General features: G+C 44.0%; 15 protein-coding genes and 1 tRNA gene. 15 read left to right on the plus strand and 1 reads right to left on the minus strand.

The window, feature by feature from the left end; translation table 11 throughout:
- The first annotated feature begins 45 nt into the window (after positions 1-45).
- The 6 genes from G590_RS0115115 (at position 46) to G590_RS0115140 (ending at position 8659) form a co-directional block, all read left to right on the plus strand.
- Complete coding sequence (locus G590_RS0115115; RefSeq protein ID WP_022766502.1) at positions 46-2157, plus strand: glutamine synthetase III family protein; 2112 nt, start codon at positions 46-48, stop codon at positions 2155-2157.
- A gap of 154 nt (positions 2158-2311) precedes the next feature.
- Positions 2312-2384 (plus strand) — tRNA-Gln (locus G590_RS0115120).
- A gap of 80 nt (positions 2385-2464) precedes the next feature.
- Complete coding sequence (locus G590_RS19820) at positions 2465-3193, plus strand: acyl-[acyl-carrier-protein] thioesterase (RefSeq protein ID WP_035763473.1); 729 nt, start codon at positions 2465-2467, stop codon at positions 3191-3193.
- Positions 3194-3232: 39 nt separating this feature from the next.
- Positions 3233-4063 (plus strand): CvfB family protein, encoded by an 831-nt coding sequence (locus tag G590_RS0115130; protein WP_022766504.1) that lies wholly within the window; start codon positions 3233-3235, stop codon positions 4061-4063.
- An 8-nt stretch (positions 4064-4071) separates the two neighbouring features.
- Entirely contained in the window at positions 4072-4995 is a 924-nt protein-coding gene (locus G590_RS0115135; protein WP_022766505.1) for a CPBP family intramembrane glutamic endopeptidase, read from the plus strand.
- 226 nt (positions 4996-5221) lie between these two features.
- Complete coding sequence (locus G590_RS0115140; protein ID WP_022766506.1) at positions 5222-8659, plus strand: hypothetical protein; 3438 nt, start codon at positions 5222-5224, stop codon at positions 8657-8659.
- A gap of 67 nt (positions 8660-8726) precedes the next feature.
- Here the strand turns inward: G590_RS0115140 and G590_RS0115145 are convergent, their stop codons facing one another.
- Positions 8727-8915 (minus strand): YjfB family protein, encoded by a 189-nt coding sequence (locus G590_RS0115145; protein ID WP_022766507.1) that lies wholly within the window; start codon positions 8913-8915, stop codon positions 8727-8729.
- Positions 8916-9187: 272 nt separating this feature from the next.
- On the opposite strand from G590_RS0115145, the gene G590_RS0115150 reads away from it, so the two are divergent.
- From G590_RS0115150 to G590_RS19830, 9 genes are all read left to right on the plus strand, one after another.
- Complete coding sequence (locus G590_RS0115150; RefSeq protein WP_022766508.1) at positions 9188-10270, plus strand: PucR family transcriptional regulator; 1083 nt, start codon at positions 9188-9190, stop codon at positions 10268-10270.
- A gap of 104 nt (positions 10271-10374) precedes the next feature.
- Positions 10375-11061, plus strand: coding sequence for a cell division ATP-binding protein FtsE (gene ftsE, locus G590_RS0115155; protein WP_026494199.1), 687 nt, complete (start codon positions 10375-10377; stop codon positions 11059-11061).
- On the plus strand, positions 11051-11947 hold the full coding sequence (gene ftsX, locus G590_RS0115160; RefSeq protein WP_022766510.1) for a permease-like cell division protein FtsX: 897 nt from the start codon (positions 11051-11053) through the stop codon (positions 11945-11947). The genes ftsE and ftsX overlap by 11 nt, the downstream gene beginning before the upstream one ends.
- A 25-nt stretch (positions 11948-11972) precedes the next feature.
- The gene (locus G590_RS0115165) at positions 11973-13196 is read left to right on the plus strand and encodes a murein hydrolase activator EnvC family protein (protein ID WP_022766511.1); all 1224 of its coding nucleotides are present in this window, start codon (positions 11973-11975) and stop codon (positions 13194-13196) included.
- A gap of 18 nt (positions 13197-13214) precedes the next feature.
- Entirely contained in the window at positions 13215-14513 is a 1299-nt protein-coding gene (locus tag G590_RS19825) for a S41 family peptidase (protein WP_022766512.1), read from the plus strand.
- Positions 14514-14664: 151 nt separating this feature from the next.
- Entirely contained in the window at positions 14665-15447 is a 783-nt protein-coding gene (locus G590_RS0115175; protein WP_022766513.1) for a PP2C family protein-serine/threonine phosphatase, read from the plus strand.
- A gap of 18 nt (positions 15448-15465) precedes the next feature.
- A complete protein-coding gene (locus G590_RS0115180; protein ID WP_022766514.1) occupies positions 15466-16440 on the plus strand; it encodes a serine/threonine protein kinase in 975 nt (324 codons plus the stop codon).
- Positions 16437-16676, plus strand: coding sequence for a hypothetical protein (locus G590_RS0115185; RefSeq protein ID WP_022766515.1), 240 nt, complete (start codon positions 16437-16439; stop codon positions 16674-16676). The genes G590_RS0115180 and G590_RS0115185 overlap by 4 nt, the downstream gene beginning before the upstream one ends.
- A 269-nt stretch (positions 16677-16945) precedes the next feature.
- On the plus strand, positions 16946-18655 hold the full coding sequence (locus tag G590_RS19830; protein WP_022766516.1) for a hypothetical protein: 1710 nt from the start codon (positions 16946-16948) through the stop codon (positions 18653-18655).
- Positions 18656-19170: the final 515 nt, after the last annotated feature.

The raw sequence follows: 19170 nt of genomic DNA on the forward strand, positions 1-19170 counted from the left end.
TTATTGTATAGTGGTATACAAATTCAGTTTAAAGGGGAACATAGGATGAGCAATGTGGTTAATGTAGAAGAGATTTTTGGTCAGAACGTCTTTACCATCGCAACGATGAGAGAGCGACTTCCGAAGTCTGTTTACAAGGAAGTTATAAACGTCATTGAGAACGGCGGAGAACTCTCCAAAGAGTCTGCTGACGTTGTCGCCAACGAAATGAAGAGCTGGGCAATGGAAAGGGGTGCAACACACTACACTCACTGGTTCCAGCCGCTTACAGGCATAACTGCAGAGAAGCATGATTCATTTGTTGGAAGTGCTGACGCCGATGGCCACATGCTCACTTCTTTTTCAGGCAAAGAGCTTATAAAGGGCGAACCTGATGCATCATCATTCCCGTCAGGCGGCCTTAGAGCTACATTTGAAGCAAGAGGATATACAACCTGGGATATCACATCTCCCGCTTTCCTTAAGGAGTCCGGAGCAGGTGTTACCCTCTGCATCCCTACAGCATTTTGCTCATATACAGGAGAAGCTCTTGATAAAAAGACTCCTCTCTTAAGATCCATGGAAGCAGTCGGAAAACAGGCCCTTAGAATAGTAAGACTCTTTGGCAACGAGACAGCAAAGAGAGTTAATGTATCTGTAGGACCTGAGCAGGAATACTTCCTGGTTGACTGGGATAAGTCCATGAAGAGAGAAGATCTTATCTTTACAGGAAGAACACTTTTTGGTGCAATGCCTCCCAAGGGGCAGGAAATGGAGGATCACTACTTCGGCGTTATCCGTGAGAGAGTCGGAGAGTTTATGAAGGACCTAAATACAGAGCTTTGGAAGCTTGGTGTTCCGGACAAGACTCAGCACAATGAGGTTGCTCCCGGACAGCACGAACTTGCACCTATCTATGAGACTGCAAATATCGCAGTTGATCACAACCAGATCATAATGGAGACCATGAAGAGAGTGGCAGAGCATCATCATATGAGATGTCTTCTCCACGAGAAGCCTTTTGCCGGAGTTAACGGTTCAGGTAAGCATGACAACTGGTCTCTTTGCACAGACGACGGCGTGAACCTTCTTGATCCCGGTGATACACCCAACAAGAACGTTCAGTTCCTTTTTGTACTTGCCTGCATTCTTAAGGCAGTTGATACTCACGCAGACCTTCTTCGTCAGAGCGCAGCCGATGTAGGAAATGACCACAGACTTGGTGCCAACGAGGCTCCGCCTGCTATTATTTCCGTATTCCTCGGAGAGCAGCTTGAGGACGTTGTAAGACAGCTTATCGAGACAGGTGTTGCCAAGTCCAGCAAGCGCGGCGGTAAATTAAAGACCGGTGTTTCAACACTTCCTCAGTTTGAGAAGGATGCAACAGACAGAAACCGTACATCACCTTTTGCCTTTACAGGTAATAAGTTCGAGTTCAGAATGGTTGGCTCATCAGATTCAATGGCCAGCTCAAATACTACTCTTAATACAATTGTTGCTGAGGCTTTCTGCGAGGCAGCAGATATCCTTGAGAAGGCAGATGACTTTGATGTTGCTGTTCACGACCTTATGAAGGAATACCTGACCAAGCACCAGAGAATCATCTTCAACGGCGACGGATACTCGGATGCATGGGTAAAAGAAGCTGAGAGACGCGGACTTCCAAACATCAAGTCCACAATCGAGGCAGCAGATACACTTACTACCAAGAAGGCTATCAAGCTCTTTGAAGACTTTGGTGTTTATACCAAAGTTGAGCTTGAGTCAAGAAAAGAGATCATCTTCGAGAACTATGCTAAGACCATAAATATCGAGGCTCTTACAATGATAGATATGGCTTCCAAGCAGATCATTCCTGCAGTTATGAAGTACGCAGGACGCCTTGCCAAGGATGTCAACGAAGTCAAGGCAGCAGGAGCTGATGCTTCTGCAATGGCAGATGAGCTTAAAGAGATCACAACAGAGCTTAACAAGATGAAGAAAGCACTTGACCAGCTTAAGGCCAATGAAGCCAAGGCCGGCAAGATAACAGACGAGAGAAAGCTCGCATTCTTCTATAAGGATAAGGTGAGACCTTCCATGGATGCTCTTCGTGAGCCTGCCGACAAGCTCGAGATGCTTGTTGATAAAAAGGATTGGCCATTCCCTACATATGCAGATCTCCTCTTCGAAGGTTAATATGTGAGTCAGTGGGGACGTTTCAGTTTGACTCATTGCGCGCAATGAGTCAAACTGAAACGTCCCCACTGACTCACTTTTTTCTTTTTTGAAAAAAATTTAAAAAAGTACTTGCAATTAATAAAAGAACCACGTATAATTACTTCTTGTCCGATGGGCTATCGCCAAGCGGTAAGGCAACGGACTCTGACTCCGTCATTACGTAGGTTCGAATCCTACTAGCCCAGCTATCAAGCTCTTCAAAGCGTTAGCTTTGAAGAGCTTTTTGCGTGTTATTGCAGAGCCATGTAGATATCAGGAGGTACTTATGTACAGCTTCAATTCCAGAATCAGATACAGCGAGACAGACACAAATGCAGAACTGACAATTGAATCCCTGATCAACTATTTTCAGGATTGTTCCACGTTCCATACACAGGACGGACCGGCTTCCATGGAGTATCTTAAAAAGAACGGACTGGCCTGGGTGCTCAACTCATGGCAGATTGAGATAAACAGACTCCCCAGGCTCTGTGAGGAAGTGATCATCGGAACTGTTCCCTATGAGATCAAGGGATACTTTGGCCTTCGTAACTTCTTTATGGATACGGTTGATGGCGAGAGACTTGCTGTGGCCAATTCTGAGTGGACGCTGTTTAACTTTGTAAAAGGGATTCCTGCCAAGATAACCCCTGAGATCATTGAAGCCTATCCGGTAGATGAGCGCCTTGATATGGAGTACATGTCAAGGAAAATTGCTCTTCCCAAGGATGTGACTCCGGTGGCGGCGGATGAGATCGTGGTAAGAGAGCACCACCTTGATACAAACAATCACGTAAACAACGGACAGTACGTGAGAATGGCCCTGGGCAGACTCGATAATGAGAGCATCAGGATTTCGAGGATCAGAGCTGAATACAGAAAGCAGGCAAGACTTGGGGATATTTTGTACCCGGATGTTTATAAGTCTTTGCAAAATGACAGGATGTCCTATACTATTAATTTAAAGGATGCAGACGGCAATTGTGTCTGCAAGGTAGAGTTTATTGCGCAGTGAGGCAATTGCGATATCTCTTTTGAGAAGAACGGAGTTCATATGATTAAATTAGGTGAAAAGCAGGTTTTAAAGGTTGTTAAGAAGGTAGACTTCGGTGTGTATTTAGCAGATACCGATCCGGAGGAGAAAGTTCTTTTGCCAAGCAAGCAGGTTCCGGCAGGAACAGATCTCGGCTCTAAGATAGAGGTCTTTATCTACAGGGATTCTGATGACAGGCTGATCGCGACAACCGCCGAGCCCAAGATAATGCTTGGTGATGTCAGACTTCTTAAGGTCAAGGATGTGGCCAGAATCGGAGCCTTCATGGATTGGGGGCTTGAGAAGGATGTGCTTCTTCCCTTCAAGGAGCAGACCAGAAAGGTTAAGCCCGGAGAAGAGGTACTCTGTGCCATGTATATCGACAAGAGTAACAGACTCTGCGTCACCATGAATGTATATCAGTATCTTTTGACAAACAGTCCATATAGCAAGGATGACAAGGTAAGAGGTACTGTTTATGAAATGAGCGACAATTTTGGGGCTTTTGTGGCCGTTGACGACATCTATTCGGGCCTGATCCCCAAGAAAGAGCTCTACGGAAATATCGGAATAGGTGATCAGGTTACGGCGAGAGTTGTTTCAGTCAAGGACGACGGCAAGCTGAATCTGAGCATCAGAGAAAAGGCTTATCTTCAGATGGATACAGATGCTGAAAAGGTCTTTTCCATGATAGAGGAAGGCGGCGGAAAGCTGCCGTTTACGGATAAGGCTTCACCTGAACTTATCAGAGAGAAGGTGGGCATGAGCAAGAATGAGTTTAAAAGAGCTGTAGGAAGACTTCTCAAGGAAGGCAAAATTGAGATCAGACCTGATTCGATAGTCAGGAAGTGAGGAGTGACATGGATTACAAAAGAGCCAACAGGGCATATCTCTACATGATCATATCAACTCTGGCCCTGGTACTTATCCTTACAGTATGGGTATTCAATACGGGAAGCCAATTTTCTATTTTGGCCAACAATCTCCTCAGTGAGCTTGTGATACTGGTTCCGGCTGTCGCTGCTATTCTCTACAGCGGAGACAGATTCAGGGTTGTGATACCCTTCAGGCGGATAAAGATATCGTCAGCTCTGCTTACGGTATTGTATGTGGTGCTTCTTTTTCCGTTGGTAACTTTTATTAATTCAGTATCAATGCTGTTTGTGGATAATACGGTTGTGGGACTTTCGGATCAGATCCTCGGAATGCCCATGTGGCAGATGTTCTTATCCATCGGATTGTTTGGGCCGTTTGTAGAGGAAGTGGTTTTCAGGGGATTTTTCCTGCAGAGCTATCAGAGGACCGGAAGGATAATCGGTTCCATGATCCTCTCGTCTGTTCTTTTTGGAATGATGCATATGAATTTCAATCAGTTCGCTTATGGAGCTGTAATGGGACTTATGCTCTCGCTCCTTGTGGAGGCAACGGGAAGCGTTTTGACATCGTTTATCGCCCATGCAACCTTTAACTCCATTGAGGTGATACTGATGTATGCTACGTCGGATGTCATCGACAATGCCGAGAATATGCTGACGGAGCTTGAAGCAACGGGGCAGATCCTTCTGACTATCGGACTGTATTTTGTGGCCGCTGTTATCTTTACATCGTTGGCCTTCTGTGTTGTGGTCAAGATATCTGATATGGAGCGGAGAAAAGAGTTCTTTGTCGGTATTCCCAAATGCCCGAAGCAAGGCTACAAACTCATTACGGTACCGCTTATAGTCGCAATTGTAATTGCTGTGGCATATATGATCGGAATTGAATATCTTAATTCATTTATTTAAAAAGAAGGGCTGTCGCACTGATTTAGTGCGCCAGCTCTTTATTTTTTTTGCTTTTTGCCGATAAAAAAAGAGGCAGATTTATTTATAAACTATAAACTATCATAAAGTATTTATAAAAACGCAAAATTACAGCCTTTTATGATGAAGTGTATGATTGCCTCTGACCGATAATGTATTTAGAAGCTAAGAGCGAAGGATGCTGTAAGCTGATTGAAAGGAGATTACAATGAGAAAAGATAGTCTGATCAAAGATAAGAAGATTCTTTCAGCACTCACGATTGGTATATCTGCAATGCTGTTTTTGCAGACACCTATTTCAGCGTATGCTGCATATGACGGTGAATTGGGTGATACTACTCCTCCGGACGATACAGAATCCAGCAGTTCACAAACCCAGGATAATTACGAACCTGTTACAACTGAGGCTCAGGCTGAAGCTACACAGGCGCAGGAAGCATGTGTGAGCGAGAACGATGTGATACCGGCTACGGAAGAAGCACCTGCTGTCGGAAGTGCACAGGCTGAAACTGTAGAAGCTGCAGATCTCATCGTTAACGGAGACGAAGAGAAAGACATCGAAAAGGCCGGCGCGGAGTTTGCTGATGAGGAAGCTGCTCCTGAGGAGATAAATAATCTTGTTGAAGCTGCGCAGGAAGTTTTGGAAGACAAAGCTGAAGGCAGTGAAAATCTCAGCAATATAGAGGCAGCTGCAGCTGACATCAGTGGCAGCGAGGACAGCGCAAAAGAGCAGATTGCAGAAGCAGAAAGTGCCAATAAAGAGGCTGATAAAGCCTATAATGATGCAGTAGAAGCAGTGGATAAAGCTGCAGATATAATGGGAACTACTGAGGATGACAAGGTTCCCGGTCTTATTCAGACGCAGGAAAATATCGACGAAATCGTTGATGACACCAACACAAAGGGACAGGAGCTTGTTGATAAGATTGCTGGCGCAGAGACTGAAGAAGAAATAGAAGCAGCCAAGGATGAACTTGATAAACTGATTAAAGACAGCAAGGACGATCTCGAAAGCCAGATAGAGCTCTTTAACGGACTGAGCGAGAGCTTCGATAAAGCTGTGCAGGAACTGAAAGATGCTCAGGAAGCACTTAATAAGGCAGATGAAAAATATCAGGAATCGCTTGATAACGCTGAGAATAAAACTAATGATGCCCAGAGCAAGGTTGATATTGCAAGTCAGAAAGTTGATAATCTTGTCGGTGCTATGAATGAGGCTCTGGCTGCCATAGACGCCATGGAACCCGGTGCTGATGATCTTGATGCTACAAGAGGCGACCAGTGGCAGGGACTGTTCTCTGTTTCCAGTGAAAGCAGCAGAAATGTCATGAAACAGGTGATCAAGGATTATTATCTTACTCAGGTACTTGGTGATGATCTTGTTGAAGATGAGGAGCATCCGGTTACTTATGTAGATCCTAAAAATAATGGTGGTAACTACGAGAGAAACTATACTACTGTAAGCTACTATTGTAATGACAACGGTGAGATCAAGCAGGTAACCAGATATTTTAACTGGGATTCAATTGCTAAAGCCGACAAGGAACACCAAAATCATGGCTATAATGGCGGCAGTAATAAAAAAGAGTTTGGCAGTGCAATAGTTATTTACGAAAAAGATGCGCAGGAGATTGATCCTACAGCTGCTCGCGATGCTATTTCCGAGGAACTGCTACGAGCCCATTCGAAAGATCACAATTACTATCGCAATAATAACTTTATGCTTGATACCAATGATAACCTGACCAGAGGAAAACAGCAGGGAATGTTCAGGCTGTACTCTTATATAGATTCTAATGGTAATGAGCAGATGATTACGCAATTTGAGCTGTTTGGAGGCAATCCCGGAGATCTTTTCCCTGAATTATTGAAAAATGGCAAGTACAATGATCAGGGCGATCTGACCAAGATATTTGATAAGACAGTCCTTGACGATGGAAGTGTTATCTATACAAATAATTGGACGGGTGTTCAGTATGCAGGCCTTAAGCAGATAACTCCTGATGATCTTGTAACTCAGAACAAGAATGGTCTCTACAGAGATGCAAACTGCCTGATACTGGGTGATACAGAAACTATTTCAAATGTACTTAAAGGCGAAGGCGGTTACAGTTATGTAAAGCAGAATGTTGTTGATAAGTACGGCATCAGCCAGGAAAAGGTAGACGAGCTGATAGAAGCTACCGCAAAGCTGAATAAATACATCGATAACAATTCTACAACCGGAATAAACAATCTTAAGGATAAGTACAATACCTATGCCACAGAAGTTGCTGAGGCTCAGAAGGCGGTTGAAAACGCTCAGACCCAGGTTGGCGAGTTATCAAGTGCGATCGATGAATTAAGAGACAAGAGCGTTAAGAAGTCAAAGACAATGATAGCAAAAGATGCCCTTGGAGTTGGAGACATTGCTACCCACTTTGGACTTACAGGCCTTGATGAGGCTCAGGCGGCAGAACTTAACAACCTGACTCTTGCAGGACTCATAAGCAAGCTGAGCGAACTTAAGAAAGAGGCAAATGATAAGGTCAATGAGGCAAAAGGCCATCTGAGTACTGTTATTGATGATCTTATCAACAAGGCAGATGAGGCTGCTGTAAGGCCTGCTGCCGGTGGCGCAGATGAAACACCTTCTGCAGGTGAAGCGGCTACAACTGAAGCCGGCGGTGGTGAGGCTTCTCAGACAGAAACGGAAGCTGTGACACCTGATGTTGTTACACAAGCAGAACCTGAAGCAGCACCTGTTGTTGAAGTAAAAGAGGAAGCAGCCGGTACTGATGCTACTCAGGCAGAAGCTGTGGTAGCACCGGTTGTTGAAGAAAATGTTGAAGTATTAAATGCTGAAGTGGTTCAGGCGGAAACAGTGGCAGCACCTGCTGTTGAAGAAAATGTGACAGCAGTTGGTGGCGACGTGGTTCAGGCGGAAACAGTGGCAGCACCTGCTGTTGAAGAAAATGTGACAGCAGTTGGTGGCGACGTGGTTCAGGCAGAAACAGTGGCAGCTCCGGTTGTTGAAGGAAATATGGAAGCAGCTGGTGCTGATGCAGTTCAGACAACACCTGCAGTACAGACTATTGAAGACGCAGAAGTTGCTCTGGCAGATGCAGTGGCATCCCCGGTTGCAGGAGGAAATGTTGAAGAAGCCGGTGCCGGCGCAGTTCAGGCAGCACCTGTGGCAGCTACAGTTCAGACAGCACCTGTGGCAGCTACAACTCAGGCAGCGCAGGTTGTTGAAGGAAATGCGGAAGCAGTTAATGCAGATGCAGTTCAGGTAACACCTGCTGCACAGACAACAATAGAAGATGATGCAGTTGCCCTGGCAGATGCAGGTGATGGCGATGAAAGCAGAGATGAAGGCGGCAACGGAGACAACCAGGGTACCGTAGATATTGCTGACGAAGGAGTGGCTCTTGCTGGTACACCCGATGCAGCTGTGCTTCCCGCAGAAACAAAGGAAACACTTACAGCCAAGCAGGAAATTGAGGACGCGGCTGTGCCTCTTGCTTCCAAAGACACGATCACTAACGAGACCAGAAAGATGAGCTGGTGGTGGCTGCTCATAATTGCATTGCTCGGTGCTACCGGTAAAAAGATGTACGATGAGCATGTCAGAAAAGAGGAAGAAAAAAAGAACAGACTGGACTGATATTTCGCAGTGATAAATGAAAACGGCTGTCGCACTAAACGGTGCGACAGCCATTTTTTTGATGGCCTCAGATGCTGATGTCGATATTTTGTCCGACATTGGGATCGAGAGATGGCGAAGGCATTGAATTCATGGCCGAAACCATGGATGCTCCGGTTTCCTCGAGATTGTCGAGGCTCTTTGCGAGCATAGCAACGCCAAAATCATTCTTGATACTGTTCTGAGCTAAAGCCATCGATAAAGCAGGAATATCCATATGGCCACCTCCTTGTGTATGAATATATTGTCCCTTATCTGTTATATCGGCGCCGAAGGACAAAAAAATTATTACCGAAGATGAAATTGCGTGGCAAAAAATAAGGCGTCTTTTTGTGACTTTTGACCACAAAAATAAAAAAATAGACAAAAAACACCTCTCTTCATATAGATTTTTTTGTACATTTATATTAAAATGGATTAGTAATGATTTTTTCATTACAGATTTTGTAATAATTTAACCTGCACCCGGAGTGCAAGAAAGAGTGATACATGATTTCCAATCAGATTTTGCAGAACACAATCGACGGGCTCAAGAACATAGCACATGTAGACCTTTGTGTGCTTGATATTGATGGCAAGGAGGTTGCATCTACCACTAATGAAATAGGCAATGTTTCAGCTGTGGCCAGGGACTTTGTTGAGTCTCCTGCAGACTCGCAGGAAATACAGGGCTATCAGTATTTCAAGATATATGATGAGCAGCAGCTTGAGTATCTGCTTATCTGTACAGGAAGCGGCGACAATATCTATATGCTTGGCAAGATGATCGCATATCAGATCCAGAGCCTTCTTGTTGCATACAAAGAGCGCTTTGATAAAGATAACTTCATCAAGAACCTGCTTTTGGACAACCTTCTTCTGGTTGATATCTACAGCAGAGCCAAGAAACTCCACATTCAGAGCGATGCCAAGAGAGTAGCCATGATCGTAGAGTGCGCCGGCGGCAGGGACAGCAATATATTGGAGCTCACCAGAACCTGCGTGGGCAGCGGAACTGATTTTGTAACTGAGGTAGACGAGGACAATGTCATCGTTGTTAAGGATGTCAGCGATATGGGCAAGCCATATGAGATTGCAAGATCTGCTGAGGACATTCTTTCATCTCTTGAAAAAGAGGGACTTTCAGGCGTAAGGATTGCCTATGGTACAGTTGTCGGTGAGATCAAAGAGGTGAGCCGTTCCTACAAGGAAGCCAAGATGGCTCTTGACGTAGGCAAGATATTCTTTGATGAGCGCAAGGTCATCTGCTACAGCGAACTGGGTATCGGCAGACTTATTTATCAGCTTCCGATTCCGCTTTGCAAGATGTTTATTAAAGAGATCTTCGGAGGCAGGAACCCTGATGAATTCGATCAGGAGACCCTCAGTACCATTGATAAGTTCTTCGAGAACAGCCTCAATGTTTCTGAGACTTCAAGACAGCTCTTCATTCACAGAAATACCCTCGTATACAGACTTGACAAGCTTCAGAAGAGCACCGGACTTGACCTTAGGGTCTTTGATGATGCCATTACTTTCAAAATTGCACTCATGGTTGTAAGATATATGAAGTACATGGAGAGGTTCACATAATCGATATGTAAGTTAGGATACATATTGACGGTTAAACAAAGAGGAGAGTTATGGAAAGAGGATACAGAAAAAGAAAGACAAACAGGCAGATCCCCGAGGATGAGGTGATCACGCTTGAAAACGTGACCAAATCTTATTCTACGGGTGCACCGGCCTTAAACGGAGTCACCCTTCATATCAAGAGGGGTGAATTTGTTTTTATCGTGGGCGACAGCGGATCGGGTAAGTCTACTCTTATTAAGTTGCTTCTCAGAGAGCTTGTTCCCACTGACGGTGAGATTACAGTTCTCGGCTATAATCTCAAGAGAATCAAGCACAGCAAGATTCCGAAGTTCAGAAGAAATCTGGGAATAGTCTTCCAGGATTTCCGTCTTTTGAAGGACAGAAACGTCTATGAAAACGTCGCTTTTGCCCAGAGGATAGTTCAGACACCTACAAGGGAAATCAAGCGAAACGTTCCGTCTATACTTGCCACAGTCAATCTGGCAGGAAAATACAAGAACAAAATCAATCAGCTTTCAGGTGGTGAGCAGCAGAGAGTTGCTCTTGCAAGGGCCCTTGTCAACAAGCCGGCCATTCTTCTTGCGGACGAGCCCACAGGAAACCTTGATCCCAATAACTCATGGGAGATTATGAAACTCATGGAGACTATCAACGAGAATGGTACAACCGTCATCGTAGTTACTCATAACAGAGAGATCGTTAATGCTATGAAGAAGCGAGTTATTACCATGAAGAAGGGCGTCATTATAGAGGACGAGGAAGAGGGTATGTACATCGATGAGGATTAATAGTTTCTTTTACACAATAGGACAGGGATTTAAAAACCTGGGAAGAAATAAATGGTACACGTTGGCATCAATTGCCACTATTACAGCATGTCTTTTCCTGTTTGGACTGTTCTATGCCATAATCACAAACTTCCAGAACGTGGTTAAGACAGCGGAGGAAGGAGTCTCTGTTACGGTGTTCTTTAACGAGGGAACCACCGAGGACGAGATTCTTGCAGTAAAGAGCGACCTTGAGAAGAGAGCAGAGGTCCGTGAGATCCAGTATGTTTCAGCCGATGAAGCCTGGGAGGGCTTTAAGGAGGAGTATCTTGGAGAGTATGCTGACGGATTTACAGAGAACCCTCTGGCAGATTCAGCCAACCTTCAGATTTATCTTAACGATGTTTCAATGCAGCCTGCACTGGTAACATATATTGAATCCATAACAGCAGTCAGAGAGGTCAACAGATCTGAGGTTACAGCTACAACCCTGAGCGGACTCAACCTCCTTATTGCTTACGTATCTGCCGGTATTATCTTAGTTCTTTTGCTGGTATCCATATTCCTTATCAGCAATACAGTAACTATGGGTATTTCAGTCAGAAAAGACGAGATAAATATCATGAAATATATTGGAGCCACAGACTTTTTTGTAAGAGCCCCTTTCGTTGTTGAAGGTATTCTTATCGGTCTTATCGGATCCGCAATCCCTCTGGTCATCATATATTTCGTATACACTCACGTTATCACTTACGTTGTGTCGAGATTTACTATGCTCAGTTCCCTGCTGAATTTCCTGCCGGTTGAGACAGTGTTCCATAACCTGATTCCTATATCGCTTCTCATAGGTATCGGTATCGGTTTCTTCGGAAGTTTCATCACAGTAAGAAAGCACTTGCACGTATAAAGACCAGGATAAGGACGACCCATAGTTGAGCAAAATTCTAACACCAAGCACAAAAAGAATATCGGGCGTTATCTTATGCGTTGTGATGGCTGTTTTTGTCTTTATAGGCGGTGCATTTACCAGTTATGCAGAGGTTACCGAGGAATCCATCAAGGCCAAGGAGAATCAGATCAGTGAGGCCAAAAAGGAGAGAGACTCCCTCAAGAATGCCAAGACTGATCTTGAGAAGGTCAAAAAGGAACTTGAGACCAGCAAAGCTAACCTCAATAACTATATTACAAAGTTGGATGGACAGCTGACGGACATTCAGGAAAAGATTGATTCTCTTACTGACGAGATAGCTGAAAAAGAGCAGCAGATAGAGACTACAACTGCTGAGCTGGCTGAGGCAGAAGCGATACAGAAGGCCCAGTACGAGGCTATGAAGAAGCGAATCAAGTTCATGTATGAACGTGGAGATACGCTTTATCTGGAGCTTCTCATCCAGTCCGGCACCTTTGCGGATATGCTGAACAAGGCGGAGTACATCGAGATGCTCTCCTCCTATGACAGGCAGAAACTCAATGAATACATAGCTACGACAGAACTGATAAAGCTCACCAAGGAAGCTTTGGAGGAAGAAAAGGCTACTTTGGATGAAGCCAAGGCGGCCAAGGAAGAAGAGGAGTCCAATCTTCAGGCGCTTATTGATACCAAGGCCAATGAGCTTTCGGCGGTAAAAAGTGATATATCCGACAAGGAAGCAGCCATCAAAGCCTACGAAGATGAGATTAAGGCTGAGAATGCAGCTATTGCAGCGCTGGAGAGAGAAGTGGCCGAGGACAAGGCTTCTTTGTACAGCAGATACATGTACGATGGTGGTATGTTCACCTGGCCTGCTCCGAGTTACACAAGGATTTCAGATAATTACGGAATGAGAATGCATCCTACTCTGCACGTAGAGAAGATGCATAACGGAATAGATCTGGCGGCGCCATCCGGGTCACCGGTTCTGGCAGCTTATAACGGAACTGTTGTTGCAGCAGATTATAACTCTTCCATGGGTAATTACATCATGATCAATCATGGAGGAGGCCTTTATACGATCTACATGCACTGTTCTGCTCTGTATGTTTCCAAGGGACAGGATGTTACTTCGGGAACCAAGATTGGAGCAGTCGGATCGACGGGTAGATCTACGGGTCCGCACCTTCATTTCGGTGTGAGACTGAACGGTAATTACGTCAGCCCTTGGAATTATCTCAAGTAAGCTGGATAGGAGTAAATAGTGGATACAAATAATAATTTTGGAATGATACCACCTCAGATCCCTGAGGATAAAGGTAAGCTTACCCGCAGATTTATCGCGGGGATTTTGGTGGGATGCTTTATTGCCATGTTTATTATGGCAGGAGTATATGTTTTCTTCTTCGCAAATCCCTTCTCAGGAATGCTGGGCGGTTCAGGCGGATTATCCGGTATACAGGGCGGAAACGGAGACATTCTTCTTACCGATGATGTTGCTGACAAGATAGAATCTCTGGACGATGTCATTGATCAGTATTACTACAAGACAGATGTCAGTGATGAGGTAGAGGCTGACGGAATTTATAAGGGACTTATGGATTCTCTGGGAGACCCCTACTCTGTCTACTATACAGAGGAGGAGCTTCAGGATCTTTTGTCAGATACCGCAGGTGTTTACTATGGAATCGGTGCCTATGTAAGCATTGATGAAGATATGGGACTGCCAAGGATTTCCGGTGTTATGCCCGGTACACCTGCTGAGAGAGCAGAACTCCAGACTGATGATATTATTTCCGAGGTGGATAAAGAGTCAACAAGTGGAATGGAGCTTGATGAAGTGGTTTCTCTGATCAAGGGACCGGAGGGTACAACAGTACATCTCACAATTTTAAGAGGCTCCAAGAGAGAGCAGATCGAAGTTGATGTTGAGAGATCCGCTGTAGAGGTTCCTACAGTTACCACTAAGATGGTTGGGGAAAAAGAGAACATCGGATACCTTCAGATTTCTGAATTTGATGATGTAACTCCGGATCAGTTTAAAGAAGGCATGGCTGAGCTTCGAGAGAAGGACATGCAGGGACTTATCATTGACCTCAGAAGTAACCCGGGCGGAAGCCTTCAGGCTGTATGTGATATTGCAAGACAACTGCTTCCCAAGGGACTTATCGTATACACCGTTGACAGGGATGGAAACAGAGATGACTATACTTGTGACGGAGAGAATCAGATAGACATTCCCGTGGTTGTTCTGGTCAATCAGTACTCCGCAAGCGCTTCAGAGATCCTCTCGGGAGCAATCAAGGATTATGGTATCGGCAAGCTGGTTGGAACAACAACTTTCGGAAAGGGAATTGTTCAGAGAATCTTTGATCTCAAGGATGGTACAGCTGTTAAGCTAACAGTAAGTGATTACTATACTCCTAACGGTAACAACATCCATGGCATTGGTATAGAGCCGGATGTAGAGATCGAATTTGACGCAGATGCCTACGCTGAGGACAAAACGGACAATCAGCTGGAGAAGGGCATCGAAGAGATGGAAAAACTTCTTGACAACTAAAAAAAGAATGTGTATTATCAGAGACTGTGTCGAACATCTTCGGCACAGTCTATTTTTTTGTGCAGAGCACTTAGCGACGTTTTGTGAAGCTTAGTGCGAGGCATCACTGTTTGTTTCAAACATTTTTTCATTTGATTCAGGAGTAAGTTTTATGAATGTAAAGGCATGTATTTTTACCGACGCCGGAAAAGTGCGCAAGGTAAATCAGGACGCTGCTATGATCAAAGTAGCTAACACAAGAAGGTACGGAAGAATCTCTTTTGTCGCAGTATGCGATGGAATGGGAGGCCTCTCAAAAGGTGAAGTGGCAAGCTGCAAGGTGATAAGAGCTCTGGATAACTGGTTTTGTGAAGAGTTTTCTCTGATGCAGGGCATGAATGAAGGTGAACTTTGGAAGACAGCTGAAACGTCACTAAGGAGGCTCATTGTGAAGATATGCGGAGAGCTTAAAAGATATGGGAAGCACAGAGGGATAAACCTTGGAACTACTATGACAGCTCTTTTGCAGATTGGGACAAGGTACATGACCATGAATATCGGTGATTCCAGGATATACCTGATTGATAGCGCCAAGGCCCGGGCGATAACAAAAGACCAGAGCCTTGTTCAGGATAAGATGGACAGAGGACTGATAACCTCGGAAGAAATGGAAACAGATCCGGAGAGGAACGTGCTGCTTCAGTCAATCGGAACGACAATGGCGCCGGAGATACAGGTCGGGTACGGAGATTTTAAGGGCAGTACAACTGTCCTGGCATGTAGTGACGGATTCTGGCGACTTCTTCATGCAGATGAGATGCACAAAAGGCTCTGTCCGCAGATGTGTGTTACAGATTCGGATATGCTGGATGAGTGCAGAAAATTGACAGAGCTTGCCTGGAGCAGGAAAGAAAAGGACAATATCTCGGCAGCAGCCATGTGTCTGGAGTTTTAAACAGGGAGGTTATGTAGGATGGATACAGGAATTTTATATAGAGATAAATACAGGATCAAAAGAAAGCTCGGCGAGGGCGGCAGCAGTGTTGTACTGATGGGAATAGACGAAAGAAAAGGAAGTGCTGTTACCATCAAGCAGATGAAGAAGGATGTCTACGGATCCGGAGAAAACAGTATGCTTATGGGTGATGAAGCGGGAATGCTGATGGATATCAGACACCCTGCGATTCCCAGGCTGATAGAAGCTTATGACGATGCATTTGTCCTTGAATATGTTCCCGGAAACAGTCTTGAAAAGTATGTCAGGCACAAGGGATTTCTTAAGGAAAAAGAGGCAGTGGCAATGGGCGTTGAGATACTGGATATCCTGTCATATCTGCACTCGGGCAAAAGACCTATCGTATACCGGGACCTAAAACCATCCAATATCATTGTCAGACCGGACGGGCATATTTCTCTTATAGATTTTGGAGCGGCAAGGTACTTTGAAAGAAATGCATCATCCGATACGAGAAATCTTGGAACAGGCGGGTTTGCGGCACCTGAGCAGTACGGAAATCTTGGACAGACCGATCCGAGGACTGATATTTACTGCTTTGGAAGAACTCTTTTGCAGATCATGGGTGGCAAGTGCTCGCCTGAACTTATGATGATAATCGAAAAATGTACAAAGCCTGACAGAGAAGACAGGTTTGGCAATTGTAGGGAGATTGTGGCTGCGCTGAGGAAGTATCCGAAGGTTGTCAGGAAAAACTATTTTTTGGCCAAGGCTAAGTACGGCCTTGTGGCAGCAATTCTGGCATTTATAATCTCTTTTGCCATAACCAACTATGAGACTGTGGTGAGCTACGCTGCTTATGATGCGCAACTGAGGGTTCCTGCGGTAAAAGAGAGACTTGGCCTTGCGGGAGTAAGGATAAGACAGATGCTGTCAGAAAGATACGGAGAAGATGTAATCCGGTTTGATAAGCCGGTGGAGGAAGAAGAATGATGATTTTTGCATATACATTCATAGTTGTTTTTGTGGCACTCGTTGTGATACTCGGCCTCGGAAGCCTCCTGACTAGAGGAAATGAAGTGCCGGAGATTATTCCGGAAGGCGCTGCGACAGCAGCCATGTGTACAACTCAGCTCCTGGGGCGTTGTGATTTCTCTGATTCTGTGTGCGATGACGACTTTGTGATAGAGCAGGACCTTGTGTTTACCTATGATTCCATAAATCTCTAAATTAGAAAAGCTCCATATATCGTACGATATGCTCGATTTCTTAACCCCCTTTTTATAAACATTCTCTTTAGAAAATCATGTAAAAATAAGCTAATTATGTATAAATATAAGGTAATTCTAAAGAATAACAAACTGGCTATTAAATGACAAAATTTTGGTCAATTATGATTATGTTTATGATGGGCCTCTTAGTAACATGTGTTTAACAACAAAACAAAACGGTGTTTGACATGTGTTTGAAACGAATGGATTCGGAAAGAGAGGTCAATATGAAGAGAAAGAACGTTAACCTTATAATCAAAAGATTCCTGATGGCATTATTATCGATCATCATAATATTCACTTCTGCAGCTGGAGCAAAGCAGATCACTTTCGCAGCTGAGAATGAAAACGGAACAGAAGAGTTTGACAATGCTAATTCAGAAAATAATGATGATGCAGGATCAGACGAAGAAACTGAAGAGACAGAAGAAACTGAACAGACAGAAGAAACTGAACAGACAGAAGAAATTGCAGTTACCAGAGGAGCTGCAGTAACAGAAGAAACAGAAGAGACAGAAGATACAGAGGAAACTGAGGAAGTAACTGAAGAAGCAGCTGAAGAGACAGAAGAAGTTGCAGTTACCAGAGAAGCTGCAGCAGCTGAAGAGAATGAAGAAGTTGTTGTTCCTGCCCCTGTAGAGCCTACAAAGCCTCAGATTGAAGGCGAAGTAAATAACGATAAGATCAACCAGTACAACACAGACGTTGACAACTATAACAGTCAGGTTGATGCGTACAATCAGGCGGTTGATAGCAAGTATGATGCAGACGTAGCAAATGCAGAGAGACAGAACCAGGAAATAGAAAGACACAATCAGGAAGAGCAACAGAAGGTTGCTGATGCTGAACAGCAGAACGAGCAGATCAAGGCAAAATACGATGAAGATTACGCTCAGTATGAAGCTGATAAGGATGTGGCTGATAGAGTAGTTGAAAAATACAAAGCATATTTCGCTGACATAGAAGCATATAATGCCTATGCTTCAAATAATAACAGTTCTGCAAATAAAGCAGCAGAAGAGAATGCAAAAGACAGTAATGAATTTGTAATAGGTAATACCTACGAAGTAGTAGAATCAGCAGAAAAGTCCGGCAGGGATGTTGCAATAAGGATCATTCACAGATTCGTAGGACTTGGTGACTTTGTAGAAGAATTAACTATGGATGAATATGATACTATCACAGCATACTCCGCAGGTGCTAATCTTCAGACGACTTCCCCCGGATTTTGCCAGTTTTACATGAAGTCAGATGATGCTCATGCAGTGGGATATTGGACTCAAACATATTCAGAAGCTATGGATAATGCAATTAATAAATCGGGAGGTTGGAATTGTGGTAACTCACACACAATAACTTACAAGGATGGTAAGAATCACGTCAATGATATCACTGATTTTGATATCATTTATGAATATCAGTGGCAACAGCTTAATAGATTAAAAGTCTATAATGTCCCTGTAAAGCCTGAACTGAACCTCGTACAGTATACACCTGACATTAAGGAAAAACTTGCAACACCTACAAAAATGAACTATCTTTCATACCTGGCACACATGGATCTCCTTGCAGAACCTGTTATCGAAGAGCCTGTAGTAGAAGAGCCTGTAGTAGTAGAAGAGCCGGTTATTCCTTTAGCACCTCAGCCTGCACCTGCACCAGCACCTGAAACTCCTGCAGCTTCCGCAGCAGAGGTTCCTTATGTAGCTCCTGCACCTGTAGTAATAGCTGAAGCACCTGTAGCACTTGCAGAAGTTCCAGCACCTGAAGCACAGGTACTTGGTGCAACAAGAGAAGAAGCTCCCGCAGCAGCAGTTTTAGGAGCAAGAAGAGGATCAACAGAAGATACAAATAACAGCATGGCAAGAATAATCTTTATCATCATCGCAGGAGCAGCTGTTATAACAGTTCTTTTCACAAGAAAAACAAAGGCTTGATAAACAAATTTGATTAAATTGATGATCTCTCAATAAAACATAAAATCAGACACATACGAAAAAGGGCGTGCTCCATGCACAATGTCATTAAGTTAGTATGACAATACAAAAATGGCAACAGACTGAGGATGAAGTATTTTACTCTTCATCCTCAGTTTCTTCTTTTTAGGGCATAGCAAATAGACGGATTTTTTCCGCCAAAATAAAATTATGCAGCTTATTGTTTTTATGCTACTCTGTATAGGAAACTATGATATATCTTGCCAGTTAGTTTTCTTTCCCGATGTCTATCTGGCCTTATAGGAACTAGATTTTTTGATATAATGGTTTCCAAATCAGGTGATGATGCCTTTCCTCGATAGAACAATCTACACATATGCACTGCAACCGAAAAATTCGCTTTATATGTATGTTTCCTTTGCTTTTTATCAATGACTACGTGCGAGGTAATCATTTCAGCAAAGTTATACATTATAAGATGTGCGTAGATTTCTTGTTGGATGCACATCACCTTT

The organism is Butyrivibrio sp. XPD2006, assembly GCF_000420865.1.
Taxonomy (GTDB): domain Bacteria; phylum Bacillota; class Clostridia; order Lachnospirales; family Lachnospiraceae; genus Butyrivibrio.